At 66.5% G+C, this 25,275-nt stretch carries 25 protein-coding genes; 16 read left to right on the top strand and 9 right to left on the bottom strand.

Annotated features, from left to right (window positions below; all coding sequences use genetic code 11):
- Positions 1 to 49: 49 nt before the first annotated feature.
- Positions 50 to 622, top strand: a complete 573-nt coding sequence (pnuC, locus tag AC5QAH_RS20160) for a nicotinamide riboside transporter PnuC (RefSeq protein WP_019338979.1) — start codon at positions 50 to 52, stop codon at positions 620 to 622.
- Between the two features lie 118 nt (positions 623 to 740).
- Here pnuC and putA read toward each other — a convergent pair whose 3' ends face one another.
- Positions 741 to 3,959 carry a bifunctional proline dehydrogenase/L-glutamate gamma-semialdehyde dehydrogenase PutA gene (putA, locus tag AC5QAH_RS20155; RefSeq protein ID WP_311068871.1) on the bottom strand — a complete coding sequence of 1,073 codons (3,219 nt, stop codon included), beginning with the start codon at positions 3,957 to 3,959 and terminating at the stop codon, positions 741 to 743.
- Between the two features lie 274 nt (positions 3,960 to 4,233).
- Between putA and AC5QAH_RS20150 the strand changes: the two genes are divergently transcribed.
- From AC5QAH_RS20150 to AC5QAH_RS20125, 6 genes are read left to right on the top strand one after another with little or no spacing between them, the layout of a single operon-like run.
- A complete protein-coding gene (locus AC5QAH_RS20150) occupies positions 4,234 to 4,710 on the top strand; it encodes a DUF2244 domain-containing protein (RefSeq protein ID WP_004153894.1) in 477 nt (158 codons plus the stop codon).
- A gap of 11 nt (positions 4,711 to 4,721) precedes the next feature.
- Positions 4,722 to 5,678 (top strand): cytochrome c oxidase subunit II, encoded by a 957-nt coding sequence (gene coxB / locus AC5QAH_RS20145; protein WP_029379934.1) that lies wholly within the window; start codon positions 4,722 to 4,724, stop codon positions 5,676 to 5,678.
- A gap of 59 nt (positions 5,679 to 5,737) precedes the next feature.
- Positions 5,738 to 7,345, top strand: coding sequence for a cytochrome c oxidase subunit I (gene ctaD / locus AC5QAH_RS20140; RefSeq protein ID WP_005407790.1), 1,608 nt, complete (start codon positions 5,738 to 5,740; stop codon positions 7,343 to 7,345).
- Between the two features lie 8 nt (positions 7,346 to 7,353).
- Positions 7,354 to 7,572, top strand: a complete 219-nt coding sequence (locus tag AC5QAH_RS20135) for a hypothetical protein (protein WP_043400048.1) — start codon at positions 7,354 to 7,356, stop codon at positions 7,570 to 7,572.
- The gene (locus tag AC5QAH_RS20130; protein WP_019336368.1) at positions 7,569 to 8,159 is read left to right on the top strand and encodes a cytochrome c oxidase assembly protein; all 591 of its coding nucleotides are present in this window, start codon (positions 7,569 to 7,571) and stop codon (positions 8,157 to 8,159) included. The genes AC5QAH_RS20135 and AC5QAH_RS20130 overlap by 4 nt, the downstream gene beginning before the upstream one ends.
- A 13-nt stretch (positions 8,160 to 8,172) precedes the next feature.
- Entirely contained in the window at positions 8,173 to 9,048 is an 876-nt protein-coding gene (locus AC5QAH_RS20125; RefSeq protein ID WP_049468562.1) for a cytochrome c oxidase subunit 3, read from the top strand.
- A gap of 20 nt (positions 9,049 to 9,068) precedes the next feature.
- Here the strand turns inward: AC5QAH_RS20125 and AC5QAH_RS20120 are convergent, their stop codons facing one another.
- Positions 9,069 to 9,287 carry a twin transmembrane helix small protein gene (locus AC5QAH_RS20120; RefSeq protein WP_010484233.1) on the bottom strand — a complete coding sequence of 73 codons (219 nt, stop codon included), beginning with the start codon at positions 9,285 to 9,287 and terminating at the stop codon, positions 9,069 to 9,071.
- Between the two features lie 57 nt (positions 9,288 to 9,344).
- On the opposite strand from AC5QAH_RS20120, the gene AC5QAH_RS20115 reads away from it, so the two are divergent.
- The 5 genes from AC5QAH_RS20115 to AC5QAH_RS20095 all read left to right on the top strand — a co-directional run bounded on the left by AC5QAH_RS20115 (position 9,345) and on the right by AC5QAH_RS20095 (position 13,700).
- The gene (locus tag AC5QAH_RS20115; RefSeq protein WP_312386554.1) at positions 9,345 to 10,082 is read left to right on the top strand and encodes an SURF1 family protein; all 738 of its coding nucleotides are present in this window, start codon (positions 9,345 to 9,347) and stop codon (positions 10,080 to 10,082) included.
- Positions 10,083 to 10,095: 13 nt separating this feature from the next.
- Complete coding sequence (locus AC5QAH_RS20110; RefSeq protein ID WP_026347289.1) at positions 10,096 to 10,665, top strand: redox-active disulfide-containing membrane protein; 570 nt, start codon at positions 10,096 to 10,098, stop codon at positions 10,663 to 10,665.
- A 10-nt stretch (positions 10,666 to 10,675) separates the two neighbouring features.
- A complete protein-coding gene (locus tag AC5QAH_RS20105; protein ID WP_019662221.1) occupies positions 10,676 to 11,839 on the top strand; it encodes a COX15/CtaA family protein in 1,164 nt (387 codons plus the stop codon).
- A 4-nt stretch (positions 11,840 to 11,843) separates the two neighbouring features.
- Positions 11,844 to 12,737, top strand: a complete 894-nt coding sequence (cyoE, locus tag AC5QAH_RS20100) for a heme o synthase (protein ID WP_014035731.1) — start codon at positions 11,844 to 11,846, stop codon at positions 12,735 to 12,737.
- 141 nt (positions 12,738 to 12,878) lie between these two features.
- Positions 12,879 to 13,700 carry a calcium-binding protein gene (locus AC5QAH_RS20095; RefSeq protein WP_241874455.1) on the top strand — a complete coding sequence of 274 codons (822 nt, stop codon included), beginning with the start codon at positions 12,879 to 12,881 and terminating at the stop codon, positions 13,698 to 13,700.
- Positions 13,701 to 13,835: 135 nt separating this feature from the next.
- Here the strand turns inward: AC5QAH_RS20095 and AC5QAH_RS20090 are convergent, their stop codons facing one another.
- The 6 genes from AC5QAH_RS20090 to rpsU all read right to left on the bottom strand — a co-directional run bounded on the left by AC5QAH_RS20090 (position 13,836) and on the right by rpsU (position 19,005).
- Positions 13,836 to 14,807 carry a bile acid:sodium symporter family protein gene (locus tag AC5QAH_RS20090; protein WP_043400036.1) on the bottom strand — a complete coding sequence of 324 codons (972 nt, stop codon included), beginning with the start codon at positions 14,805 to 14,807 and terminating at the stop codon, positions 13,836 to 13,838.
- Between the two features lie 28 nt (positions 14,808 to 14,835).
- Positions 14,836 to 15,336 (bottom strand): protein tyrosine phosphatase family protein, encoded by a 501-nt coding sequence (locus AC5QAH_RS20085; protein WP_010484227.1) that lies wholly within the window; start codon positions 15,334 to 15,336, stop codon positions 14,836 to 14,838.
- A gap of 28 nt (positions 15,337 to 15,364) precedes the next feature.
- The gene (dnaG, locus tag AC5QAH_RS20080; RefSeq protein ID WP_311068874.1) at positions 15,365 to 17,104 is read right to left on the bottom strand and encodes a DNA primase; all 1,740 of its coding nucleotides are present in this window, start codon (positions 17,102 to 17,104) and stop codon (positions 15,365 to 15,367) included.
- 60 nt (positions 17,105 to 17,164) lie between these two features.
- Positions 17,165 to 18,109 (bottom strand): YihY/virulence factor BrkB family protein, encoded by a 945-nt coding sequence (locus tag AC5QAH_RS20075; protein ID WP_049454527.1) that lies wholly within the window; start codon positions 18,107 to 18,109, stop codon positions 17,165 to 17,167.
- A gap of 103 nt (positions 18,110 to 18,212) precedes the next feature.
- Positions 18,213 to 18,656 (bottom strand): GatB/YqeY domain-containing protein, encoded by a 444-nt coding sequence (locus AC5QAH_RS20070; RefSeq protein WP_043400028.1) that lies wholly within the window; start codon positions 18,654 to 18,656, stop codon positions 18,213 to 18,215.
- Between the two features lie 133 nt (positions 18,657 to 18,789).
- The gene (rpsU, locus tag AC5QAH_RS20065; protein ID WP_002808376.1) at positions 18,790 to 19,005 is read right to left on the bottom strand and encodes a 30S ribosomal protein S21; all 216 of its coding nucleotides are present in this window, start codon (positions 19,003 to 19,005) and stop codon (positions 18,790 to 18,792) included.
- A 166-nt stretch (positions 19,006 to 19,171) separates the two neighbouring features.
- Between rpsU and tsaD the strand changes: the two genes are divergently transcribed.
- On the top strand, positions 19,172 to 20,197 hold the full coding sequence (gene tsaD, locus AC5QAH_RS20060; RefSeq protein ID WP_010484223.1) for a tRNA (adenosine(37)-N6)-threonylcarbamoyltransferase complex transferase subunit TsaD: 1,026 nt from the start codon (positions 19,172 to 19,174) through the stop codon (positions 20,195 to 20,197).
- Positions 20,198 to 20,230: 33 nt separating this feature from the next.
- On the opposite strand, the gene AC5QAH_RS20055 is transcribed toward tsaD, so the two are convergent.
- Positions 20,231 to 20,896 carry a hypothetical protein gene (locus AC5QAH_RS20055; protein ID WP_241874454.1) on the bottom strand — a complete coding sequence of 222 codons (666 nt, stop codon included), beginning with the start codon at positions 20,894 to 20,896 and terminating at the stop codon, positions 20,231 to 20,233.
- A 359-nt stretch (positions 20,897 to 21,255) separates the two neighbouring features.
- On the opposite strand from AC5QAH_RS20055, the gene folB reads away from it, so the two are divergent.
- The 3 genes from folB to AC5QAH_RS20040 all read left to right on the top strand — a co-directional run bounded on the left by folB (position 21,256) and on the right by AC5QAH_RS20040 (position 25,246).
- Positions 21,256 to 21,609: a dihydroneopterin aldolase gene (folB, locus tag AC5QAH_RS20050; RefSeq protein WP_019336361.1), complete on the top strand. Its 354-nt coding sequence runs from the start codon at positions 21,256 to 21,258 to the stop codon at positions 21,607 to 21,609.
- 62 nt (positions 21,610 to 21,671) lie between these two features.
- Positions 21,672 to 22,943 (top strand): mechanosensitive ion channel family protein, encoded by a 1,272-nt coding sequence (locus AC5QAH_RS20045; protein WP_241874453.1) that lies wholly within the window; start codon positions 21,672 to 21,674, stop codon positions 22,941 to 22,943.
- A 128-nt stretch (positions 22,944 to 23,071) separates the two neighbouring features.
- On the top strand, positions 23,072 to 25,246 hold the full coding sequence (locus AC5QAH_RS20040; protein ID WP_311068875.1) for a glycoside hydrolase family 3 N-terminal domain-containing protein: 2,175 nt from the start codon (positions 23,072 to 23,074) through the stop codon (positions 25,244 to 25,246).
- The last annotated feature ends 29 nt before the right edge of the window (positions 25,247 to 25,275 follow it).

The raw sequence follows: 25,275 nt of genomic DNA, 5'->3' as shown, positions 1-25,275 counted from the left end.
GATGAAGGGGGGCGTATTCTGCGCAGCACGGGCGGGTGACAATAGCGCGATGAACCTGTCCGACCCGAACTTCCAGCTGGAGCTGGCCGCCAACATCGCCGTCGCCGGCTCGATCCTGCTGGCGGGCCGCAACAACGTGCACACCTGGTGGCTGGGCATCGTCGGCTGCGCGCTGTTCGCGGCGGTGTTCGAGCGCTCTCACCTGTATGCAGACATGGTGCTGCAGTTCTTCTTCATCGCCATCAGCGTGCTGGGCTGGTGGCAGTGGCTGCGCGGCGACCACGGTGCACCCCTGCCGATCACCTCATTGCGACCGCGTGCCTGGGCGTGGCTGGCACCACTGGCGGTGGTGGCGACCTTCGGCTACGGCTGGATGCTGACCCGCCTGACCAACGCCTACGCGCCCTACATCGATTCGGCGGTGCTGGTGCTGAGCGTGATCGCCCAGATCCTGATGATGCGGCGCAAGCTGGAATCGTGGTGGGTGTGGCTGCTGGTGAATACCGTCGCGGTGCCGCTGTACTACAGCCGTGGCCTGCATCTGACCTCGATCCTGTACGTGGGCTTCTGGATCAACGCACTGGTGGCGTTGCGCCACTGGCGCAATCTGATGCGGGTGTAGAGCCGAGCCCATGCTCGGCTGGACCGTTCAAGCCGAGCATGGGCTCGGCTCTACAGCAAGCAATGCACAAAAAACCCCGCTTTCGCGGGGTTTCTCGTTTGCCGCATCAACCGGGCGATCAGTCGCCCAGGGTCAGCAGCGAAGCGTTGCCGCCTGCGGCGGTGGTGTTCACCGTCACCGTCTTCTCGGTGGCGAAACGCAGCAGGTAGTGCGGGCCGCCGGCCTTCGGACCGGTGCCGGACAGGCCCTGGCCGCCGAACGGCTGCACGCCGACCACCGCACCGATCTGGTTGCGGTTGACGTAGACGTTGCCGACGTGGACGCCGTTGCTGATGCGATCAACGGTTTCGTCGATGCGCGAATGCACGCCCAGGGTCAGGCCGTAGCCGGTGGCGTTGATCTGGTCGATCACCGCGTCGAGCTGGTCGCCCTTCCAGCGGATGACGTGCAGCACCGGACCGAACACTTCCTTCTGCAGCTGGCCCAGGTCCTTCAGTTCGTACGCGCGCGGTGCGAAGAAGGTGCCATTGGCGGCTTCGGCGGACAGCTCGGCGGCAGCGATCAGGCGCGCTTCGCGGTCCATGCGTTCGGCGTGGTCCTGCAGGATCTTCAGTGCATCGGCGTCGATCACCGGGCCGACGTCGGTGGACAGCAGGCCGGGGTTGCCGACCTTCAGCTCCTTCATCGCACCGGCCAGCATGGTCATCACCTTGTCGGCGATGTCGTCCTGCACGAACAGCACGCGCGCGGCCGAGCAGCGCTGGCCGGCGGAGGTGAAGGCCGAACCGATCGCGTCCTTGACCAGCTGTTCCGGCAGCGCCGAGGAATCGGCGATGAAGGCATTCTGGCCGCCGGTCTCGGCAATCAGCACACCGATCGCGGCGTCACGTGCAGCCATCGCGCGGTTGATCGCACGCGCGGTCTCGGTGGAACCGGTGAAGGCCACGCCGGCCACGCGCGGGTCGGCGGTCAGCGCGGCACCGACGGTGGCACCGTCGCCCGGCAGGAACTGCACCACCTCGGCCGGCACGCCGGCGTCGTGCAGCAGCTTCACCGCGTAGTAGCCGATCAGGTTGGTCTGCTCGGCCGGCTTGGCGATCACGCTGTTGCCAGCGGCGAGTGCAGCGGCCACCTGGCCCAGGAAGATCGCCAGCGGGAAGTTCCACGGGCTGATGCAGACGAACACGCCGCGGCCGTGCAGCTGCAGCTCGTTGGATTCACCGGTCGGGCTCGGCAGCTTCTCGGCGTGGCTGAACTGCTCGCGTGCCTGCTTGGCGTAGTAGCGCAGGAAATCCACCGCTTCGCGCACTTCGGCGATGCTGTCGGGCAGGCTCTTGCCGGCTTCCTTCACGCACAGCGCCATGAACTCCGGCATGCGCGCTTCCAGCTGGTCGGCGGCGTGCTCGAGGATGGCGGCGCGGCTGGCGGCCGGGGTGCGGTTCCAGGCCGGCTGCGCGGCCACGGCATTGGCCAGGGCCTTCTGCACGGTGGCAGCGTCGGCGGCCAGCCACTGGCCGACCACTTCGCGGGTGTCGGCCGGGTTGGTCACGGGCAGCGCGGCGCCGGCCGGGTTCGCACCCGGTACCAGCGGCGCGGCCTGCCAGGGCTTCACAGCCGCGTTGATCTGCTCGGCCAGGGCGCGCAGTTCGTTGTCGTTGGCGAGATTGGCGCCCATGGAGTTCTTCCTGTCGTGGTTCTGGCTGCGCAGCAGGTCAACCGGCAGCGGGATCTTGGGATGCGGAATCGATTCGAACGAGGACACCATCTCGACCGGATCGCGGATCAGGTCGGCGATCGGCACGCGCTCGTCGGTGATGCGGTTGACGAAGCTGGAGTTGGCGCCGTTTTCCAGCAGGCGGCGCACCAGGTACGGCAGCAGGTCTTCATGTGAACCGACCGGGGCGTACACGCGGCAGGGCAGGTTCAAGCGATCGGCCGGCACCACTTCGGCGTACAGATCGTCACCCATGCCGTGCAGCTTCTGGTGCTCGTACACGCCGCCATTGGCGATGCTGCGCACTGCGGCGATGGTGTGCGCGTTGTGCGTGGCGAACATCGGGTAGATCGCATCGGCATGCGTGAACAGGCGCTTTGCGCAGGCCAGGTAGGACACGTCGGTGTTCTGCTTGCGGGTGAACACCGGGTAGCCCGGATAGCCTTCGATCTGCGCGCGCTTGATCTCGGCGTCCCAGTAGGCGCCCTTGACCAGGCGTACCTGCAGGCGGCGACCGGCGCGGCGTGCCATGTCGGCCAGGTGGTCGATCGTGTACGGCGTGCGCTTCTGGTAGGCCTGCACGACCACGCCGAAACCATCCCAGCCGGACAGCGAGGCATCGGAGAAGACCTGCTCGATGATGTCCAGCGACAGTTCCAGGCGGTCGGACTCTTCGGCGTCGACGGTGCAGCCGATGCCGTAGCTCTTGGCCAGCTGTGCCAGTTCCAGCACGCCCGGCACCAGGTCCTTCAGTACGCGCTCGCGCTTGGCGTGCTCGTAGCGCGGGTACAGCGCCGACAGTTTGATCGAGATGCCCGGGGCGTTGTTGACGTCGCCGTCCGGACGGCCGCCGCGTGCCTTGTGATCGCCGCCGATGGCGTGGATCGCACGACGGTAGTCTTCCAGGTAGCGCAGCGCGTCCTTCATGGTCAGCGCGCCTTCGCCCAGCATGTCGAAGGAGTAGCGGTAGTTCGCGTTGTCGCCCTTGTGCGAGCGCGACAGCGCTTCGCTGATGGTACGGCCCATGACGAACTGGTGGCCCATGATCTTCATCGCCTGGCGCACGGCCAGGCGCACCACCGGCTCACCCACGCGGCCGACCAGGCGCTTGAACGCGCTGGGCGCATCGGCGCGGGTGGCATCGTTCATCTGCACCAGCTTGCCGGTCAGCATCAGGCCCCAGGTGGAGGCGTTGACCAGCACCGAGTCGCTGCCGCCCAGGTGCTTTTCCCAGTCGGCATCGGCCAGCTTGTCGCGGATCAGCTTGTCGGCGGTGTCCTGGTCCGGAATGCGCAGCAGCGCCTCGGCCACGCACATCAGCAGCACGCCTTCCTCGCTGCCCAGGTCGTACTGGCGCATGAAGGCTTCGATGGCGCCCTGGTCCTTGGCACGCACGCGCACGCGGCCGACCAGGTCGGCGGCCAGCGCCTGCACCCTGGCCTGTTCCTCGGCGGGCAGGCGGGCCTGCGCCAGCAGCTCGCGCACATGGCTGGCCTCGTCCTTCAACCAGGCATCGGTGATGGCCTGGCGGAACGGGTTGGGGGGCGCCGGCAGTTCCGGCGACAGCAGCGCGCCGGGACGCGGAGCGTCGTGGGCGGCAGGGGAGGAGGAAGGTGCGTTCATGCCGGTCCGGCCAGTGGAAAACTTGGCGATTTTAATCATTTTTGCGGGTTCCGGAAGTGCCCCGCAGCCACCTTGATGAAGTGCTGATAGCCCCTAGCTGCGGTGGATTCAGCGTGTTCAGCAAGCTCGGAAGAATTTGTGCTGAATTCGTCATTTGTGTCGCCGACCTCATGCTGTGTTGCAGCATGGGAAAAAGTGTGAATGCACCCTTGCTACCGGCGAGAGGGCGGGGCTACCATCGAGACGTTTCCCGCGGCAGGAACGCGGTTGCGACATGATCGAGGTGCTTCCAGCTCCGGATGGGTCAGGTACGCAGCTGCGGCTGCGTCCCCCACGGGCGCTCGATGCCCGGCAGTTCGTCCTGTTGTTCACCGTGTTGTCGGGTGCGATGTGGCTGGTGTCCGCCCTCGGGTGGTTGGCCGGCAATGCATTCGCCCCCCTGTTCGCGCTGCTGTACAGCCTGGTGCTGGCGGCCGCGCTGCGTGCCTTGTGGCGCAGCGGTGAACGGCAGGAGGAGATCCGGGTAGTGCCGGCGTACGTGGAGGTCATCCCCGTACCCGGTGGATCGCCGGTGTTCCGGGCCCACCCCCACTGGGTGCGCCTGCTCACCGACGATGAGAGGGTCCGGCTGGCATCCAGCGGCCGGCAGGTGGAGGTGGGGAGTTTCCTCGCGCCGGCCGAACGTCAGACGCTCGCAGAGACACTTGAAAGCTTGCTCGCCGCCAGCGATGGCGGCAACCGACGACGCTAAGGGTCTAGGCAATGAAGCAAAGCAGCAGGTGGGGCACGAAGTGCGTGAACGCGGTTGCCGCAGTGCTGGCGACCGGGGGACTGATGCCAGCGTTGGCCTGGGCCCAGGCGGCCGATCCGAAGCCGTGGCAGCTGAACATGGGTAAGGGGGTGACCCAGACCTCGCGCCTGGCCTGGGAATCGAACAACCTGTCGTTGATCATCTGCACGGTGATCGGCGTCATCGTGTTCGGGGCGATGGCCTACGCCATGTTCAAGTTCCGCAAATCCAAGGGCGCGGTCGCCGCCACCTTCAGCCACAACACCAAGGCCGAGGTGATCTGGACGGTGATCCCGGTGATCATCCTGATCGTGATGGCCTGGCCGGCCACGGCCAACCTGATCAAGATGTACGACACCCGCGATGCCGAGATGACGGTGAAGGTCACCGGCTACCAGTGGATGTGGAAGTACGAATACCTCGGCGAGAACGTCACCTTCACCAGCCGGCTGGACCGCGAGTCCGACCGTGTGCGGCAGAGCGGCGTCGTGCCGACCCGCGAGAGCCATCCGCACTACCTGCTGGATGTCGACAACCGCCTGGTGCTGCCGGTCGATACCAAGGTGCGTTTCGTCATCACCTCCGACGACGTGATCCACGCCTGGTGGGTACCGGCGCTGGGCTGGAAGCAGGACGCCATCCCCGGCTTCATCAACGAAGCCTGGACCAGCATCGAGCAGCCCGGCGTGTACCGCGGGCAGTGCGCAGAGCTGTGCGGCAAGGACCACGGCTTCATGCCGATCGTGGTCGAGGCGGTGTCCAAGGAAGACTTCAAGCAGTGGCTGGCGCAGCGCAAGCCTGCGGCGCCTGCCACGCCGGCGGCACCTGCGGCACCGGCCGAACCGACTGCACCGGCGGGCGAAGCACCGGCTGCGCCTGCTGCTGCAGAAGCGGGCAGCGCACCTGCCACCGCAGCCAGCGGCGCGTGATGTAAAGCCCGCGGCCGCTCGCGGCCGTGGTGACAACCGATTCTGAGAGGTGTTTTGCAATGGCGCACTCGGCAGTTGGGCACGACGATCACCATCACCACCAGAGCTTCTTCGAGCGTTGGTTCTTCTCGACCAACCACAAGGACATTGGCACGCTGTACCTCGGTTTCAGCTTCATCATGTTCATCATCGGTGCGGCGATGAGCGTGGTGATCCGCGCCGAGCTGGCGCAGCCGGGCCTGCAGTTCGTCAAGCCCGAGTTCTTCAACCAGATGACCACCGTGCATGCGCTGGTGATGATCTTCGGTGGCGTGATGCCGGCCTTCGTGGGCCTGGCCAACTGGATGATCCCGCTGCAGATCGGCGCGCCGGACATGGCGCTGCCGCGCATGAACAACTGGTCGTTCTGGCTGCTGCCGGTGGCCTTCAGCCTGCTGCTGCTGACCCTGTTCCTGCCTGGCGGCGCACCGGCAGGTGGCTGGACGCTGTACCCGCCGCTGTCGCTGCAGGGCGGCTACAACGTCGCCTTCAGCGTGTTCGCCATCCACGTGGCCGGCATCAGTTCGATCATGGGCGCGATCAACATCATCGCCACCGTGCTCAACATGCGCGCGCCGGGCATCGACCTGCTGAAGATGCCGATCTTCTGCTGGGCCTGGCTGATCACCGCCTTCCTGCTGATTGCGGTGATGCCGGTGCTGGCCGGTGCGGTGACCATGCTGCTGACCGACAAGTTCTTCGGGACCAGCTTCTTCAATGCCGCCGGTGGCGGTGACCCGGTGATGTACCAGCACATCTTCTGGTTCTTCGGGCACCCCGAGGTCTACATCATGATCCTGCCCGCCTTCGGCGTGGTCAGTGAGATCATCCCAACCTTCAGCCGCAAGCCGCTGTTCGGCTACCAGGCGATGGTGTACGCCACCGCCGCGATCGCGTTCCTGTCGTTCATCGTCTGGGCCCACCACATGTTCACCGTGGGCATGCCGCTGGGTGGCGAGATCTACTTCATGTTCGCCACCATGCTGATCTCGATCCCGACCGGCGTGAAGGTGTTCAACTGGGTCAGCACCATGTGGCGCGGCTCGCTGACGTTCGAAGCGCCGATGCTGTGGTCGGTGGCCTTCGTCATCCTGTTCACCATCGGCGGCTTCTCCGGCCTGATGCTGGCGATCGTTGCCGCCGACTTCCAGTATCACGACACCTACTTCGTGGTCGCCCACTTCCACTACGTGCTGGTGACCGGCGCGGTGTTCGCACTGATTGCCGCGGTGTACTACTGGTGGCCGAAGTGGACCGGGCGCATGTACAGCGAGAAGTGGGCCAAGGTGCACTTCTGGTGGTCGATCGTGTTCGTCAACCTGCTGTTCTTCCCGCAGCACTTCCTCGGCCTGGCCGGCATGCCGCGCCGTATTCCCGATTACAGCGTGGCCTTCGCCGACTGGAACCTGATCAGCTCGATCGGTGCATTCGGCATGTTCGTCACGCCGTTCATGATGGCCGCGATCCTGCTGTCCTCGCTGCGCAATGGCGAGAAGGCCGAGGCGCGTTCCTGGGAAGGCGCACGTGGGCTGGAGTGGACGCTGCCATCGCCGGCACCGGCGCACACCTTCACCACGCCGCCGACCATCCGCCCGGGGGATCTGGCGCATGACGACATCACGCACTGAGGTGGGGCATGCATAACGAGAGCCCGCTGCAGACCTGTAGAGTCGAGCCATGCTCGGCTGACGAAAAGCAGCCGAGCATGGCTCGGCTCTACAACAGCCCGGGCGACGCCCCGGAAAACGGCATCGAACAGCAACGCCGGCGCGCCAGGCGCACGGCGATGTGGGTCGGCGCCATCGCTGTGCTGGTCTACGTCGGTTTCATCCTCAGTGGGGTGATCGGCCGATGAGCGACGCACCGGCCACCGCGACCTCACGCAGTGCCGGGCTGCCGCGCCTGATCGGCGTGGCGGTGGCGGTGTTCCTGCTGACGTTCTCGCTGGTGCCGCTGTATCGCATCGCCTGCGAGAAGGTGTTCGGCGTGCGACTGGAGCGCGGCCCCGGCAGCGAAGCCAGTGCGGGTGCGGCGTCCGGCAAGCGCACCGTACGGGTGGAATTCGATGGCGGCGTCAACTCGCGCCTGCCGTGGTCGTTCCATCCCGAACAGCTGACCATGGACGTGGTGCCCGGCGAACTCAACGAAGCGTTGTACTTCGCACGCAACGACAGCCAGCAGGCGGTGGTCGGCAGCGCGGTGCCTTCGGTGGCGCCGGCACGCGCGTCGGGATTCTTCAGCAAGACCGAGTGCTTCTGCTTCACTGCGCAGACCCTGCAGGCCGGCGAGAAGCGCGATATGCCGGTGCGCTTCATCGTCGATCCGGATCTGCCGCCGGAGATCAGGACGATCACCTTGTCCTACACCTTCTACCGCAACGACGCGCTGTCCGATCGGCTGGCCCCGGCCGCCACCTCGGAAGGCGCGCACGCCGCACCCTGACCCGGATACCGACATGGCCCAGACACCGACCGACGCCAACGTGTACTTCGTCCCGGCCCAGAGCAAATGGCCATTCGTGGGTTCCATCGCGATGATGGTGACCATGGTGGGCGTGGCCAGCTGGCTCAATGACGCCAGCTGGGGCCGCTGGACCTTCTACATCGGCGTGGCGATGCTGGTGCTGACCCTGTTCTGGTGGTTCAGCGACGTGGTGCGCGAGTCGCAGGCCGGCAACTACAACCGGCAGGTGGACGGTTCGTTCCGGATGGGGATGGTCTGGTTCATCTTCTCCGAAGTGATGTTCTTCGGTGCCTTCTTCGGTGCGCTGTTCTACACCCGCCACCTCGGCCTGTCGTGGTTGAGCGGCGAAGGGCGCGGGGTGATGACCAACGAACTGCTGTGGCAGGGCTACTCGGCCGGCTGGCCGACCAATGGCCCGGCAGCGATCGGTGGCGCGTTCCAGACCATTCCGGCCTGGGGCCTGCCGCTGATCAATACGCTGATCCTGCTGACTTCGGGCGTGACCCTGACCATCGCCCATCATGCGCTGAAGGCAGGCAACCGCCGCCAGCTGCTGATCTGGCTGGGCCTGACGGTATTGCTCGGCCTCGGCTTCCTGACCCTGCAGGCGGAGGAGTACATCCACGCCTACAAGGAACTGAACCTGACACTCGGCTCAGGCATCTACGGTTCCACATTCTTCATGCTGACCGGCTTCCACGGCGCACACGTGCTGCTGGGCACGATCATGCTGATCGTGATGTGGCTGCGGTCGGCGAAGGGACACTTCACCCGCGACAACCATTTCGCTTTCGAAGCGGCCGCGTGGTACTGGCACTTCGTCGACGTGGTGTGGCTGATGCTGTTCCTGTTCGTCTACGTGCTTTGACCGCGCACGCATCGGTGGCCTCAGCCGCCGATGCCGTGCGGCTTGATCCAGCCCATGTAGATGCTCACGATCACCAGTACGATCAAGGCCACCGACACCCCGATGCGGCGTGTCAGTGCGTTGACCGTGCGCTTGGTCTGGCCGCGGTCGACCAGCAGGTAATACAGGCCGGCGCCCAGATTCCAGACGATGACGATCAGAAACGCGATTACCAGCAGGGTCTTCAGCGAATCACTCATGCGCGGCTTGAGGGCAGGGTGGATGTGCCTATCTGACCGCGTTTGCGCGGACTTGTCATGATGCGCCAGCACACGCGCGTGCTCGGATGGCTGCTGGCCGTGCTGGCAATGGCCGGTTTCACCGCATTGGGGCTGTGGCAGCTGCAGCGCATGCGTGCCAAACAGGCAATGTTGGATGCACAGGGTCCAGCCGCAGCGCAGGTACTGTCGTTGGCGCAGGCGCTGGCAGCGCCCGGTGCGTTGCATGGCGTGGCCGACCACGGTCGCTTCCTGCCCGGCGTGGTGCTGCTGGACAACCAGACCCGGCACGGCCGTGCCGGCGTGAAGATCTACCGCCCGTTCCGCAGTGACGAGGGCAGTGTGTTGCTGGTCGATCTGGGATGGCGCGCGCTGCCGCCTGATCGCACCCTGCCGGATGTGCCGTCGCCACCTTCGCCGGTGGCCGTACGTGGGTTGCTGGCGCCGCCGCCGTCAGCGGGACTGGCACTGGGCCCGGCGTTCTCCACCACCGATGAAGCGGGCCGCTGGCTGGCCAGCCGGTTGCCGGCCGGAGGCCTGGCCCGGGCGCTGGGGGTGCAGTCACTTCCCGATCGTGTACTGCGCCTGGACCCGGCGCTGCCCTTCGGCGACGAACGTGATCTGGACCTGCTGCCGAACACCTTGCCGCCGCAGCGTCATCTGGGCTACGCCGTGCAGTGGTTCGGCCTGGCCCTGACCGTGCTCGTCGTTGCGCTGGTGTTGGAGTGGCGCAGGAGGCGCGCCGTGGCACGACCGGCATCCCGTACCCAACCATGAGAAAATGCCCCGCATGAACACTGCTACGTCCCCGCAGGCGCGCGGCTCTGGCCGCCGGACCCTGGTACTGCTGTTTGCCGTGTTCTTCGGGGCGATGGCGCTGGCTGCCGTGCTGCGCTTCTCCGGCTGGCAGCCCACCGGGCACCGCAATGCCGGCCAGCTGCTGAAGCCGCCGGTGGACCTGCGCCAGCAGGCGCCGACCCTGGCCAGCGGCCAGCCTTATCCGTGGAATCCCGAGGCCCGTACCTGGCGCCTGCTGGTGGCGCCGGCCGGAGTCTGCGACGCGCAGTGCGTCACTTTGTCGCAGGGACTGGGCAAGGTGTGGCAGCTGTTCGGCCATAACGCCGATAATGTCGAGATCCTGTGGCTGGGAACGCCACCGGCGTCGATCGCCTCGCTGCCCGCGCTGCGGCCGCTGGCTCCGTCGCCAGCCCTGCGCGCGGCGCTGCCCGGCGTCGATGATCCGGCTGGACTGCCGGTCTACGTGATCGATCCGAACGGCTTCGTGATCATGCGCCATGCCCCCGGTAGTGATCTGGGCGGCCTGCGCAAGGACATGGCCACGTTGCTGAAACTGAAGTGAGTCCCGTTTGATGAGCCTTTCCGCGCGTCCGGCGCTGCACCGCAATTTCCACCGCCTGGCGTGGTTCGCCATGATCATGACCGCGAGCACGATCATGTTCGGCGCCTTCGTGCGCCTGTCCGATGCCGGCCTGAGCTGCCCGGACTGGCCGACCTGCTATGGCCAGGCCACCTGGCCGCAGCACGTGGAAGAGACCATCGGCCACCCGGCGGCGGAGATCCGCCCGCTGGAGACCCACAAGGCCTGGCGTGAACAGGTGCACCGGTTCCTGGCCGGCGCACTGGGCATCGAGATCCTGACCCTGGCGCTGCTGGCCACGCGCAAGCGGCGATTCGGAAGCACGGCGGTGGTGACCGCCTGCGTGCTGGTGGCCGCCGGCATACCGCTGTACATGATGGGCTGGCATGGCACCGCCAGTACCTTGGCTCTGATCGGCGAGGCGATCCTGCTGATCGCCGCGCTGCGCTGGAGCAACATCGACCTGGCGCGCGCTGCACTGCTGACCCTGGCCGTGGTGATCTTCCAGGCCCTGCTGGGCATGTGGACGGTGACCCTGCTGCTCAAGCCCATCGTGGTGATGGGCCATCTGCTGGGCGGCATGCTGATGTTCGCGCTGCTGGCTTGGATGGCGTGGCGTGCCACGCACATGCCGATCACCCTGGCCGAGGCGCCGAAGCTGAAGTGGCTGCTGCGCATCGGCCTGGCCGTGCTGGTCACCCAGATCGCCCTGGGCGGCTGGGTCAGCGCCAACTACGCGGCGCTGGCCTGCGGCGGTGGCAGCGCCTCGCTGGACAACTTCCCGCGCTGCGCCAACCAGTGGTGGCCGCAGCACAACTTCGTCGAAGGCTTCACGCTGTGGCGTGGCATCGGCGTGGATTACGAAGGCGGCGTGCTCGATGGAGCCTCGCGTATCGCCATCCAGATGGCCCATCGCCTGTTCGCCGTGGTGGTGGCCGTCTACCTGCTGTGGCTGGGCGTGCGCCTGTTCCGGTTGCCGAGCATGCGCGGCTGGGCCAGCGCGCTGATCGCGCTGCTGGTGCTGCAGGTCACGCTCGGCATCCTCAATGTGAAGCTGGCGCTGCCACTGGAAGTGGCCGTGGCCCACAACGGCGTGGCCGTTGCCCTGTTGTTCGTGCTGGTCAGCCTGCTGGCCCGCCTGCGTGCCCCGGACTGATTCCATGTTTTCCAATTACCGCCAGTACTGGGACCTGACCAAGCCCAAGGTCGTCGCGCTGATCGTCTTCACTGCCCTGGTCGGCATGGTCCTGGCCATCCCCGGCGTGCCCAGCTGGGAGCAGGTGCGCGCCGGCGTGCTCGGTTTCCTCGGCATCTGGCTGGCGGCCTCGGCCGCGGCCGCGATCAACCAGCTGCTGGATGCGCACATCGATGCGCAGATGGCGCGCACTTCGTGGCGTCCGCTGGTGGTGGGCAAGGTCAAGCCGTGGCAGGTGCTGGTGTTCGCCGGCGTGCTGATCGTGCTGTCGATGACCATCCTGGTGCTGTGGGTGAACTTGATCACTGCGGTGCTGACCTTCGCCTCGCTGATCGGTTATGCGGTGATCTACACCGTGTACCTCAAGCGCGCGACCTCGCAGAACATCGTCATCGGCGGCCTGGCCGGCGCGATGCCGCCGATGCTCGGCTGGGCTGCGGTGACCGGCATGCAGGGTTCGTCGGACTGGGCGTACTCGTCGCTGCTGGTGCTGATCATCTTCATCTGGACGCCGCCGCACTTCTGGGCACTGGCGATCTTCCGCCGCGAGGACTACGCCAAGGCCGAAATCCCGATGCTGCCGGTGACCCATGGCGTGGTACACACCCGCAAGCAGATCATGGTGTACTCGGTGGTGCTGGCACTGGTCTGCCTGCTGCCGTACCTGGTGGGCATGAGCGGTGCGTTCTACCTGGGCGGCGCGATCGTGCTCAACGCCGTGTTCCTCTGGTACGCCTGGCGCATGCTGGACCCGCCGGACGAACTGTTCTCGATGAAGATGTTCTATTACTCCATCGTGTACCTGATGGCGCTGTTCGCCTTCCTGCTGGTGGACCACTGGATCCTGCCCTGGTTGTAAAGCGCCACCTGTAGAGCCGAGCCCATGCTCGGCTGAGGGGGGGATGGAAGAGCAGCCGAGCGTGGGCTCGGCTCTACACTTGATCTCTTCCAGCGGCGTCGCCATTGCTGTTCCTGACCCCAAGGAAAGGAGCGAGCAGGGATGCATACGGTCTTCCGTTGGACCACCGCGCTGATTCTGGCGCTGGGCATGGCCTTCAGTGCGCATGCCGACGACACCGTCGCGCAGATCCGCCAGCACGCCGGTGATCACCGCCTGCTGGTACTGGGCGAATTCCACGGTACCCGCGAGACACCGCTACTGGTTCGGGAACTGATGGAGGCATACGCAGCCGATGGCACTCCGGTGCGGTTGGCATTGGAGCTGCCGACTGACGAAAACGCCGCGCTGGCGACCTATCTGGCGTCTTCCGGCACTGCCAAGGCGCGCGCTGCATTGCGTGGCACGCCGTACTGGAGCGTCCGCAGCCGCATGCATGACGGCCGTCGCAGCAAGGACATGCTCGACCTGATCGAAGCGGCGCGCGCGCTGCGTACCCGGGGGCGCGACGTGCAGGTATTCGGTTTTGATCGCGTGCTACCTGCCGAAACGGCGGGTAGTGGGGCTCGCGACCGGGCGATGGCCGAAGAGGTCCGCGTGCGCGCAAAGGCATTGCCGAACAACGCACGGCTGCTGGTGCTGACCGGCAATGTGCATGGCATGCGTACGCAGCCGAAGATGATTGCATACCCCCCGATGACGGCATTGCTGAACGATCTGGAGCTCTACAACGTGCGTATCGAGGCGCGTGGCGGGGAGGGCTGGGGCTGCACGGCACCTCAACGCTGTGGTGTACGTCCGCTGCCCAGTTACAACGGTGAGTCGCCCAGGCGGCACACTGCCGGTGACCGCAGTTTTGACCTGCAGGTATGGCTGCCGCGCTTCAGCGTGGCGCGGCTGCTGGACAGCGATTCGGTCTGGTGATCATCCACGTGCCATTCAACCGCCAGCCGAGCATGGGCTCGGCTCTACAGTAGATCCACGCCATGCGTGATGTTTTCCCGCAGCGGCCCACGCGCCCAGTAGATCCACTCCATGCGTGGATGATTTCCCGGATGGTCAGGGCTTGCGCCGCGCATACCGCTGCGCGATCACGCCGCAGACGATCAGCTGGATCTGGTGGTAGATCATCACCGGCAGCACGATGGCACCGAGGCTGCCACCAGCGAACAACACCTTGGCGATCGGCACGCCCGTGGCCAGGCTCTTCTTCGAGCCGCAGAACACGATGGCGATCTCGTCCTCGCGGTTGAAGCGCAGGCGGCGGGCGATGAAGGTGATCAGCGGCATGGCGATGCCCAGCAGCACCGCGGCCACGACGGCCACGGCCAGCAGTGACAGCAGCGGCGTCTTGCTCCACAGGCCCTCGGTGACGGCTTCGCCGAAGGCCGAGTACACCACCAGCAGGATGGTGGCCTGGTCGGTGTAGCGCAGCAGTGCACGCTGCTTCTCCACCCAGCCGGCAATCCACGGCCGCAGCAGATGGCCGGCCACGAACGGCACCAGCAACTGCAGCATGATGCCGCCGATCGCATGCAGCGGATCGTGCACGCCGCCGGAGGTGCCGGCCAACGCGGTCAGCAGCAGCGGGGTGAGGAACACGCCGAGGATGCTCGACAGCGAGGCACTGCACACCGCTGCTGGTACGTTGCCATGCGCCATCGAGGTGAACGCGATGGACGACTGCACGGTGGAGGGCAGGGTGCACAGGAACAGCACGCCCAGGTACAGCTCCGGGGTCAGCAGCCAGCCCGACAGTGGCTTGAACATCAGCCCCAGCAGCGGGAACAGGATGAAGGTGCAGGCCAGGATGGTCAGGTGCAGCCGCCAGTGCAGCATGCCGCCGATGATCGACTCGCGCGGCAGGCGCGCGCCATGCAGGAAGAACAGCGCGGCGATGGCGACGGTGGTGACATCGTCGAGGACGATGGCGGCGGCGCCCTTCATCGGCAGCAGGGAGGCCAGGCCGACGGTGCACAGCAGGGCGAGGGTGAAGTTGTCCGGTCGCAGGCGCGACCACCAGCGGGTCATGGTGGGCAGAGTCCTTGGTGCGGTGGAGTCAGGGCGAAATGGATGGCGTGGCCAGGCGCTGGCGGGTGGCGGCTTCCAGCGACTTCAGGCCGGCACGCTGGCCGAGCTGCAGGGCCTGTTCCGGGCTGGCGTGTTCGTAACGTGCATTGACCAAGCCGAGCACGGCACCGGCACGGTTGCCGGAGGCGCAGTGCAGCAGCACCGGTCCCTGGCTTTGCCGCAGGGCCTGATGCACGGCGCGCACATTGGCCGCATCCAGCCCCTCTGCGCCGGCCACCGGAATGCGCACATAGCGCAGGCCCAGCGATTCGGCCACGTGGGTTTCATCGAAACCGCGGTCTTCGTCGGGCTGGCGCAGGTCGATCACCGTGCGCACACCCTGTGCAGCCAGTTCGCGCAGCTGTGCGGCACTGGGCTGGCCGCCGGCATACAGGCCGGGGCGGACTTCATTGAGCGGGGTATCCGCGGCCAGGACGGCCAGCGGCAGGCAGAGCGACAACAACAGCAGGCAGGTCAGGCGCAGCAGCATGGTCCTCTCCGTGAAAGCGTCTGCCCCTCTACAGGCGCAGCCCGGCGCGGGCCTTCAACAGCTCGCGCAGTTCGTATTTGTCAGTATCGTCCAGACCCTGTTGGCGCTGCTTTGCCAACAACTCCTCCAGACGTTGCACCAGCAGCTGTTTTTCCAGCTGGGCCACCGCGTCATGCAGTTCCTGGGTCCAGCTGGCCTCGGTGCCGGGCAGCGTCTGTGCCGCCAGCGTATGCAACGAGGCCTGTTCCTCGCGGCCGTCGAAGTGTTCCAGCAGGGCGCCGGTGCTGATGTCCGGGCGCTGTTCGACCAGCCCCAGCAGTTCCAGCAGCAGTTCCACACCGGGCAGGCGAAGGCCCTGGAAGTGGTGCTGGCCGCCCAGGGTCAGCGCCAGTGAGGGCTGCTGCAGCAGCACAGCGATCGCGCCTCGCACCAGGCTGCGCCTGGCCACCGGCTGGATCGCCCGCTGTGGTTGGCGTTGCGGCATCGGTGCGCGCACAGACGGGGCGTTGCCGCCGAGCCCGGTCAGCTGCGCCAGCTGCTGCTTCATCAGGTCGCCGAAGGCACCGTCGGGAATCTGCGCCAGCATCGGCTTGGCCCGCTCGGCCAGGCGCGCCTTGCCGTCCAGCGTGCCCAGGTTGATCTCGCGGGTGAGCTCGTCGAAGAAGAACTGGGACAGCGGCGTGGCCTGCTTCAGGCGTTCGTTGAAGGCCTCGGCGCCTTCCTTGCGCACGATGGTGTCCGGGTCCTCGCCATCGGGCAGGAACAGGAAGAAGGCCTGGCGGCCATCCTTCATGCGCGGCAGCACCGACTCCAGCGCCTTCCAGCCGGCACGGCGGCCGGCGGCGTCGCCGTCGAAGCAGAAGAACACGTCCGGCGCGTTGCGGAACAGCAGCTCGGCATGGTCCGGCGTGGTGGCCGTGCCCAGCGTGGCAACTGCCTGGGTGACGCCGAACTGGAACAGCGAGACCACGTCCATGTAGCCCTCGACCACGATCAACCGCTCGATCTTCTGGTTGGCCTGGCGCACCTGCCACAGGCCGTACAGTTCGCGGCCCTTGTGGAAGAGCGCGGTTTCGGGCGAGTTGAGGTACTTGGGGCCGTCGTCCTTCTCGAACACGCGCCCGCCGAAGGCGATCACCCGGCCACGACGGTCGAAGATCGGGAACATCACCCGGTCGCGGAACTTGTCGTAGACGTGGCCGCGATCATTCTTGGAGAACAGGCCTGCGCGGTCGAGCAGCTTCATGCGGCGCTCGTCCTTGCCCAGCGCATCGCGCAGGCCGCTGTAGCCATCCGGTGCGTAGCCGATCTGGAAGCGCGCGCGGTTCGCTTCGTCCACGCCACGGCTTTCCAGATACGCGCGTGCCTTCTCGCTGCCTTCCAGATTCTTCTGGAAGAACTTGGTGGCGGCGTCCAGCGCCGAGTACAGCTCGCGGCTGTCGTCCTGCTGCTGGGGGCTGCGTGGGTTCTCGCTGCGCGGCACTTCCATGCCTGCGCGCTTGGCCAGTTCATCCACCGCGTCGAGGAACTCGAGGCGGTCGTAGTTCATCAGGAAGCTGATCGCGGTGCCGTGTGCGCCGCAACCGAAGCAGTGATAGAACTGCTTGGTGGGCGAGACCGTGAACGACGCCGAGCGCTCGTCATGGAACGGGCAGCGCGCTGCATATTCCTTGCCCTGTCGCTTCAACGGCACGCGGCTGCCCACCACCTCGACGATGTCGGAGCGGGCGAGCAGATCGTCGATGAAAGCGTCGGGGATACGGGCCATGGGCAACAGAACGGGGCGCGGCCGCCAGGGCGCGCAGCAGGGGCGGCAGGTTCCCCTAGTTTACTCGCTGGCGACGTCGGGACTGGCCTGTTCGGCCTCGACCCCGGCCTTGGCCAGCTGAGCCCGTGCATGCAGGCGCTCGTCGATCACCGCGGTCATCAGCGCGCCGACGAAGAACACGGCGGTGGCGTAGTAGATCCACACCAGTGCGATCACCAGCGCACCCATCGAGCCGTAAGCGCTGCCCGGGGCCACGGTGGCGATGTAGACGCCGATGCCATACCGGCCCAGGGTGAACAGCACCGAGGTGATGGCGCCGCCGATGAAGGCCTGGCGCCACGCCACGCGGCGGTCCGGCAGGTAGTGGTAGAGGAAGGCGAAGGCCAGCGTGTAGAGCAGCAGCGAGGTCAGGTAGCCGATCGCCGGCAGCACCGAGGGCAGCTGCGCGAACACCACCTGCAGTGCAGTGGTGGCGGTCATCGAGAGGATCAGCAGGAAGCCCAGTGCCAGCACCACGCCGAACGAGAACACGCGCTTGCGTAGCCAGGCCTTGACGCCTTCCAGGCGCTGGCCGCTGGTGTGGAAGATCCGGTTCAGCGCGTTCTGCAGCTGGGCGAACACGGCGGTGGCGCCGATGAACAGCAGCAGTGTGCTCCACAGCCCGGCCAGCGAACCCACGCTGGGCTGGCTGTTGGCGTTGTGCAGCACGGTGTCGGCGACGCTGGCCACGCTGCTGCCGGCCACCGAGCCGATCTGGCTGATCAACGTCTGTTGTGCAGGCGGGTACAGCGAGGCGGTCAGCCACAACAGCAGCACCAGCAGCGGTGCCATCGACAGCAGGGCGTAGAAGGAGACCGAAGCGGCCTGGGTCAGCACATCGATTTCGACGAAGCGCTTGGCGACCGCCATCGGAAAGCTGTCCTGCAGGCGGTCAGCGTAGTGGCGAAGCCGTGCGGGGAAGCCGTGGGGACGCGAGCCGGTGGGGGCGTTGGATTGCTCGACCATGGGGATGTTGTAGCAGCCGGGGGTCGAAGGTGCGGTGAAGCGGATGCATCAATGGGGTCAGAGCCCTTCCGCGATGCGAAAGGGATCCGACCCCGGCAATGGCTTATGCCAGCAGCTGCTTGACCAGCTTGGACACCAGGCCCATGTCGGCCTGGCCGGCGAGCTTGGGCTTCAGTGCGCCCATCAGCTTGCCCATGTCGGCCGGGCCGGAGGCGCCGGTCTCGGCAATGGCGGCCTGGATGGCGGCCACGATCTCGGCCTCGCCCATCTTCGCCGGCAGGTAGGCTTCGATGACCACGATCTCGGCGCGCTCGATCTCGGCCAGGTCCTCGCGGTTGGCGGCCTCGTACTGGTTGACCGAGTCCTTGCGCTGCTTGACCATCTTGTCGAGCACGGCGATCACGGCGGTGTCATCCAGTTCAATGCGCTCGTCCACTTCGCGCTGCTTGATGGCGGCATTGATCAGGCGGATCACGCCCAGCTTGTGCTTCTCGCCCGCCTTCATGGCGGCCTTCATGTCTTCGGTGAGCTGCTGCTTCATGCTCATGAGGAACCTCGTGGTGGTAGGTGGGGCGGGGCGGATGCCCGAACCCGGAAACGCAAAAAGCCGGCGACGCTCGCGCGTGCCGGCTTCGGCTCCATCGCGACAGGCAAACCCGCCGCAATGAAGATGCGTCCGATCAGTACAGGCGCTGACGCTTGGTGACGTCGCGCGACGAGCGGCGCAGCTGACGCTTCACAGCAGCGGCGGCCTTGCGCTTGCGCTCCTGGGTCGGCTTTTCGTAGAACTCGCGCTTGCGGGTTTCGGCCAGCACACCGGCCTTTTCGCAAGTGCGCTTGAAGCGGCGAAGAGCAAACTCGAAGGGCTCGTTCTCGCGGACTTTGACGCTGGGCATGGAATCTCCGGGACACAGTAGAACCGGGTCACGCCCGGCGAGCCGCACATTATAGCGGCGAATAGACAAACTGCAAGCGGCCAACCCTGAATACGGGCCGGAAGTTCGAAAGCAGTGAGATCTGCACATCCCCCGAGGGGGCGGCAGGGGCGTCATAATAGCAGGCATGCGAGTCCTTGGCATCGAATCTTCCTGTGATGAGACCGGCGTGGCGGTGTATGACACCGACCTGGCCGGCAGCGCGGCCCTGCGCGCCCACGCGGTCTACAGCCAGATCGCCCTGCATGCCGAGTACGGCGGTGTAGTGCCCGAGCTGGCCAGCCGCGACCACGTCCGCAAGCTGCTGCCGCTGGTGCGCCAGACCCTGGCCGACGCCGGTCTGGGCGTAGACGACATCGATGGGGTGGCCTATACGGCGGGTCCGGGCCTGGTCGGCGCGCTGCTGGTGGGCGCCGGCGTGGCCCGCTCGCTGGCCTGGGCGCTGGAGGTGCCGGCGGTAGGCGTACACCATATGGAAGGCCACCTGCTGGCCCCGCTGATGGAAGACGATCCGCCGGAAGCGCCGTTCGTGGCGCTGCTGGTGTCCGGCGGCCATACCCAGCTGGTGGCGGTGGACGCCATCGGCCAGTACCGCCTGCTGGGCGAGACCCTGGACGATGCGGCCGGCGAGGCCTTCGACAAGACCGCCAAGCTGATGGGCCTGCCGTACCCGGGTGGCCCGCAGCTGGCCAGGCTGGCCGAGCAGGGCACGCCGGGTGCGTACCGATTCGCGCGACCGATGACCGACCGTCCTGGGCTGGATTTCAGTTTCTCCGGCCTGAAGACCCAGGTGCTGATGGCCTGGCGTGACAGTGACCAGAGCGAGCAGACCCGCGCCGACATCGCCCGTGGCTTTGAGGATGCCGTGGTCGAGACCCTGTCGATCAAGTGCGAGCGCGCGCTGGAAGCGGCCGGGACCAACGTGATCGTGGTGGCTGGCGGCGTGGGCGCCAACAAGCGCCTGCGCGCGCGCCTGCAGCAGATGGCCGAGCGCCTGGGCGGCCGCGCCTGTTTCCCGCGCCCCGCGCTGTGCACCGACAACGGCGCGATGATCGCCTTCGCTGGCGCGCTGCGCCTGCAGGCCGGCCAGCACAGCCCGCCGAAGGTGGACGTGACCCCGCGCTGGGACATGGCGACCCTGCCGGCGGTCTGATCCGGCAGCGCCGGGCCACGCCGGGCGGACGTATTACCGACGCCCTGCCAACGGCGACGCCGCCAACACGGTCGTCGCCCGCTCATGGCGCTGCAGCCAGCCCAGGGTGTGCGGGCAGCGGGCGTGGATCAGCCGCCCGATCGCGGCCAGGTCGGCACCGAGGTCGCGTTCCAGGATGGGTTCGTGGTGCGCGATCCGGTTGCGCAGGTGGCGGATGCGTCCAATGTCTGCGTGGATGGCTTTCCTGATGACACTGGGATGGGCCGAAGGCGCATGACGTAGAACCCCACCAAGCGCGGGTATCCACAGGGTGGAGTCGAAGCGACATGTAAAGAGCTGCTGCCAGAACACCATTGGCAGGTTGGCGACGATCTCAGGTGTATCGGTTGCGCGGCTGGCAAGTTGTTCCAGTGCCGTGCGTGGAGAAGTACTGGATGAAGTTGGCAGTCTGCGTCGGAAGGCATCATTCCACGGCCAACGCGGGCCGTGCTGTCGGGTAAGCACAGCTGCTGAGGCGTTGCGAATGACCACCTCGCACAGATGGACCGGCATCATCAGCGCACCGCACATCCGCATGTTCCAGAGATACAGGGAATCGGCAGTGACGTCAGGGCTGCAGGTCGATGCGATTCTCTCGTAAGTCGACAGGCGCTCCGCTGACAACGCGCGCCGCAGTACATCGTATGGAGCCATCGTCATGTGCGGTGGTGAAGGAAGGCTCAATGTTCGCGAGAGTGGGCGGCGACCACCATCAGGGAACGTAGTTGTCCGCGCGGCTGATTTCCTGCGTTTCGCCTCGGGCGAATACCTGACCTGCCCTGTCGGAATTGGCCTTGACCGGCGATCTGGTCCTTGCCTAATCTGCGTGCCTGCGCCACCGGGACTCGCGGCTGGATTCCAGCTCCCCCTGGGGACAAACGGTAGTATCAAAGGGCCCTGCTAGCGGGGCCCTTTGTCTTTTTCCGGGCCCGCCCCGTGCCGGCCACCCATCGCCCGTTCCGGGCAGCGTCACCGCCGTGCCGTTACCATGGTCCCCTGTATTCGGGCGGGTAAGCGCAATGGACAAGGTTTTCATCGAAGGGCTGACGATCGACGCCCTGATCGGTATCTACGATTGGGAGCGACGGATCCGCCAGGACCTGGTGTTCGACCTGGAAATGGGCTTCGACAACCGTCGCCCTGCGGCTACCGATGACATCGCCCACACCCTGAACTACAAGGCGGTGAGCAAGCGCCTGGAGCAGTTCGTGCGCGAATCGGAATTCGGTCTGGTCGAGACCCTGGCCGAGCGTTGCGCGCAGATCGTACTGACCGAATTCGACGTGAAGTGGCTGCGCCTGAAGCTGAGCAAGCCCGGCGCGGTGCGCGGCGCGCGCGCGGTAGGCGTGATCATCGAGCGCACGCGGGACTGACCCTGTAGTGCCGGCCGCTGGCCGGCAACCTCAACATCAATGAAGGAAGAAGGAGACAACTGATGGTGGACGCGGTGGTGGCGGTACAGTGGCTGGAAAAGCTGCAGAACACACTGGAACCCTATCCCGGCGCCTACCTGGCGTTGATGATCTCGGCGCTGCTGATCGCCGCTGGCCTGGCCAACTGGGTGACAAAGCGCATCCTGCTGCGCGGGCTGCGACGCCTGCTCAGCCGCCTGCCGGGCGCTGACACCGGCCGTGGCAGCCACCTGATGCGGGTGATCTCGCGGCTGTCCAATGTGGTGCCCAGCCAGGTGATCGCTTCCGGCATCCGCATCGTGCCGGACCTGCCGCCAGGGCTGGTGGGCTTCATCATCGGCGCCTGCCAGGCGTGGGCGATCCTGACCGTGGTGCTGGCCATCTCGCATGCGCTCGATGCGGCCAACGATCTCTACGAACGTCGCCCCGAAGCACGCAACAAGCCGATCAAGGGCTACCTGCAGGTCGCCAAGATCGTCATCTTCGTGATCGCCGGCCTGTCGATCGTTGCCACCCTGGCCGGCGTCGACCTGCGCTATCTGGTCACCGGCCTTGGCGCGGCCACCGCAGTGCTGATGTTGATCTTCCAGGACACCATCCTGTCGCTGGTGGCCAGCGTGCAGATCAGTGGCGACGGCCGCGTGCGCATCGGCGACTGGATCGAGATGCCCAGCCAGAACGCGGATGGTGATGTGATCGACATCGCCCTGCACACCATCACCGTGCAGAACTTCGACAAGACCATCACCACCATCCCGACCAAGAAGCTGGTGACCGAGTCGTTCAAGAACTGGCGCGGCATGCAGGAGGCCGGTGGCCGCCGCATCAAGCGCGCGCTGTACCTGGACCAGCACAGCGTCGGATTCCTGGACGAGGGCGACCTGGCCTTCCTCGGCCAGTTCGCGCTGCTGCGCGACTACCTGCAGGACAAGGAACAGGAGCTGGGGCGGTGGAACGGGCGCCTGCGCGAGCAGGGCGTGGCCGAGGTCAACAGCCGCCGGGTGACCAATCTGGGCACTTTCCGTGCCTATGTGGAGCGCTACCTGCGCAGCCATCCGGGCATCCACACCGACATGACCCTGCTGGTGCGGCAGCTGCAGCCGACCACCGAGGGCCTGCCGCTGGAGCTGTACTGCTTCACCCGCAGCACTGCCTGGGGCGAGTACGAGGCGGTGCAGTCGGACATCTTCGACCACCTGCTGGCGATCCTGCCGGCCTTCGGCCTGCGCGTGTTCCAGGCCTCCAGCGACGCCATGTTGATGGCCGGGCAGCGCCAGTTGGCCGGCTCGGAGTAAGCTGCGGTGCCCCCGGCGGGTCCATACGGTCCCCGCTGGTGGCTGAAACTGAATGAAGAAACCTCTCGCCAAACGGCTCGGGATCGCTAGAATGCCGGGCTTGTAAACGTTTTCATCAAGGACTGCCGGTGGCCTCCGATCGCATCGAATCCCTCATTGCCCAGATGACCGTCGAGGAAAAGGTCGGCCAGCTGGGTGTCTTCGCAGACATGGTCCGCCCGTTCGCCCCGGACGTGAACCCGGAAGCCAACGTGCGCAATGCCGACCAGGTGCTGCAGCAGGTGCGCGAGGGCAAGGTCGGGTCCCTGTTCAATGGTGTCGGCGCCGAACTGGGCCGCCGCATCCAGCAGGTCGCCACCGAGGAGAGCCGCCTGGGCATCCCGGTGATCCTGGCTGCCGACGTCATCCACGGCATGCGCACCGTGTTCCCGATCCCGCTGGGCGAGGCCGCCAGCTTCGAGCCGGACCTGGCCGAGCGCACCGCGCGTGCCACTGCCATCGAGGCCACCGCTGCCGGCCTGCACTGGACCTATGCCCCGGCCGTGGACATCGCCCGCGACCAGCGCTGGGGCCGTGGCGCCGAAGGTGCCGGTGAGGACGTGGTGCTGGGCTGTGCGTTCGCCGCCGCCCGCGTGCGCGGCTTCCAGGGCAGCGACCTGCGCGCCGCCGATTCGCTGCTGGCCACGCCGAAGCACTTCGCCGCCTACGGCGCGGTGATGGCCGGCATGGAATACAACATGGTGGACATCTCGCCGCAGACCCTGCGCGATGTGCACCTGCCGCCGTTCAAGGCCGCCTTCGACGCCGGCGCGATCACCGTGATGTCCTCGTTCAACGACATCAACGGCGTGCCGGCCAGCGCCAATGCCGAACTGCTGACCGACATCCTGCGCGGCGAATGGAAGTTCCCGGGCGTGGTGATCTCTGATTACACCGCCGACATGGAACTGGTCGCGCACGGCTATGCCGCCGATGATCGCGATGCCACCGCCAAGGCATTCACCGCCGGCCTGGACCTGAGCATGCAGAGCGGCTTCTACGCCGAGCACCTGCCGGGCCTGGTCGAGAGCGGCGAGGTGCCAATGGCGGTGCTGGATGAGGGCGTGCGCCGCATCCTGTGGCTGAAGGAAACCATCGGCCTGTTCGACGACCCGTACCGTTCGCTGGACCCGGCGCGCGAAGCGGATACCTCGCACCTCGCCGCGCATGACGAACTGTCGCGCGACGCCGCGCGCCGTTCGATCGTGCTGCTGAACAACCGCGACAACGTGCTGCCGCTGCAGAAGACCGGGCAGAAGATCGCGCTTATCGGCCCGTTCGTGCAGGACCGCGAGAACATTGAAGGCTGCTGGACGCTGTTCGGTGACAAGCAGCGCTACGTGGATCTGGAAACCGGCGTCCGTGCCGCCATCGGTGACGAAGCGCTGCTGGAAATCGTGCCGGGCTGCGAACTGGAAACTGCCATTCCGGGCGGCACCGAAGCAGCCGTGGCTGCCGCTCTGCGTGCCGACGTGGTGGTGCTGGCACTGGGCGAACCGCAGCGTTACAGCGGCGAAGCGCAGTCGCGCGTGGAGATCACTCTGCCGCCGGCACAGCAGGCGCTGGCCGAAGCGGTGGCGATGACCGGCAAACCGCTGGTGGTGTTGCTGCGCAATGGCCGCGCGCTGGCGCTGCAGGGCGCGGTGCGCAACGCGCACGCCGTGGCGGTCACCTGGTACCTGGGCACGCAGACCGGCCATGCCGTGGCCGATGTGCTGTTCGGCGACTACAGTCCGTCCGGCCGCCTGCCGGTCAGCTTCCCGCAGGTATCCGGCCAGCAGCCGTACTTCTACAACCACCCGCGCACCGGTCGCCCGGAACTGCCGACCATGTCGGAGTTCAAGGCCCGTTGGCGCGAGATTCCGAACGAACCGCTGTACCCGTTCGGCCATGGCATCGGCTACACCAGCTTCGCCTACGGCGTGCCGCAGCTCAGCGCGGCGCAGTTGGGCTGGGACGACACCCTGACCCTCACCACCACGCTGACCAACAGCGGTGATGTGGCCGGCGAGGAAGTGGTGCAGTTGTACATCCATGACCGCGTGGCCAGCCGCGTGCGTCCTGTGCGTGAGTTGAAGGACTTCCGCAAGGTGGCACTGCAGCCGGGCGAGTCGACCGAGGTGGTGTTCACTCTCACCCGCGAGCAGCTGTCGTTCACCGGCCGCGACGGCGTGCTGCGCGCCGAGCCGGGCGTGTTCGACGTGTGGGTATGCGCCTCGTCGGCGGTCGGTGAAGCGGTGCAGTTCGAGCTGCTGAAGGGCTGATTGCGCCCTCATCCACGCATGGCGTGGAT

This window comes from Stenotrophomonas sp. YJH_SMC_43 (genome assembly GCF_059372535.1).
Note: the sequence above shows the minus strand (reverse complement) of the source record. Positions and strands in the feature narration are given on the sequence as shown.

Coding starts and splice junctions, on each gene's coding strand:
- pnuC (WP_019338979.1), top strand. CDS start 50: ATGAACCTGTCCGACCCGAACTTCCAGCTGGAGCTGGCCGCCAACATC.
- putA (WP_311068871.1), bottom strand. CDS start 3,959: ATGAACGCACCTTCCTCCTCCCCTGCCGCCCACGACGCTCCGCGTCCC.
- AC5QAH_RS20150 (WP_004153894.1), top strand. CDS start 4,234: ATGATCGAGGTGCTTCCAGCTCCGGATGGGTCAGGTACGCAGCTGCGG.
- coxB (WP_029379934.1), top strand. CDS start 4,722: ATGAAGCAAAGCAGCAGGTGGGGCACGAAGTGCGTGAACGCGGTTGCC.
- ctaD (WP_005407790.1), top strand. CDS start 5,738: ATGGCGCACTCGGCAGTTGGGCACGACGATCACCATCACCACCAGAGC.
- AC5QAH_RS20135 (WP_043400048.1), top strand. CDS start 7,354: ATGCATAACGAGAGCCCGCTGCAGACCTGTAGAGTCGAGCCATGCTCG.
- AC5QAH_RS20130 (WP_019336368.1), top strand. CDS start 7,569: ATGAGCGACGCACCGGCCACCGCGACCTCACGCAGTGCCGGGCTGCCG.
- AC5QAH_RS20125 (WP_049468562.1), top strand. CDS start 8,173: ATGGCCCAGACACCGACCGACGCCAACGTGTACTTCGTCCCGGCCCAG.
- AC5QAH_RS20120 (WP_010484233.1), bottom strand. CDS start 9,287: ATGAGTGATTCGCTGAAGACCCTGCTGGTAATCGCGTTTCTGATCGTC.
- AC5QAH_RS20115 (WP_312386554.1), top strand. CDS start 9,345: ATGATGCGCCAGCACACGCGCGTGCTCGGATGGCTGCTGGCCGTGCTG.
- AC5QAH_RS20110 (WP_026347289.1), top strand. CDS start 10,096: ATGAACACTGCTACGTCCCCGCAGGCGCGCGGCTCTGGCCGCCGGACC.
- AC5QAH_RS20105 (WP_019662221.1), top strand. CDS start 10,676: ATGAGCCTTTCCGCGCGTCCGGCGCTGCACCGCAATTTCCACCGCCTG.
- cyoE (WP_014035731.1), top strand. CDS start 11,844: ATGTTTTCCAATTACCGCCAGTACTGGGACCTGACCAAGCCCAAGGTC.
- AC5QAH_RS20095 (WP_241874455.1), top strand. CDS start 12,879: ATGCATACGGTCTTCCGTTGGACCACCGCGCTGATTCTGGCGCTGGGC.
- AC5QAH_RS20090 (WP_043400036.1), bottom strand. CDS start 14,807: ATGACCCGCTGGTGGTCGCGCCTGCGACCGGACAACTTCACCCTCGCC.
- AC5QAH_RS20085 (WP_010484227.1), bottom strand. CDS start 15,336: ATGCTGCTGCGCCTGACCTGCCTGCTGTTGTTGTCGCTCTGCCTGCCG.
- dnaG (WP_311068874.1), bottom strand. CDS start 17,104: ATGGCCCGTATCCCCGACGCTTTCATCGACGATCTGCTCGCCCGCTCC.
- AC5QAH_RS20075 (WP_049454527.1), bottom strand. CDS start 18,109: ATGGTCGAGCAATCCAACGCCCCCACCGGCTCGCGTCCCCACGGCTTC.
- AC5QAH_RS20070 (WP_043400028.1), bottom strand. CDS start 18,656: ATGAGCATGAAGCAGCAGCTCACCGAAGACATGAAGGCCGCCATGAAG.
- rpsU (WP_002808376.1), bottom strand. CDS start 19,005: ATGCCCAGCGTCAAAGTCCGCGAGAACGAGCCCTTCGAGTTTGCTCTT.
- tsaD (WP_010484223.1), top strand. CDS start 19,172: ATGCGAGTCCTTGGCATCGAATCTTCCTGTGATGAGACCGGCGTGGCG.
- AC5QAH_RS20055 (WP_241874454.1), bottom strand. CDS start 20,896: ATGACGATGGCTCCATACGATGTACTGCGGCGCGCGTTGTCAGCGGAG.
- folB (WP_019336361.1), top strand. CDS start 21,256: ATGGACAAGGTTTTCATCGAAGGGCTGACGATCGACGCCCTGATCGGT.
- AC5QAH_RS20045 (WP_241874453.1), top strand. CDS start 21,672: ATGGTGGACGCGGTGGTGGCGGTACAGTGGCTGGAAAAGCTGCAGAAC.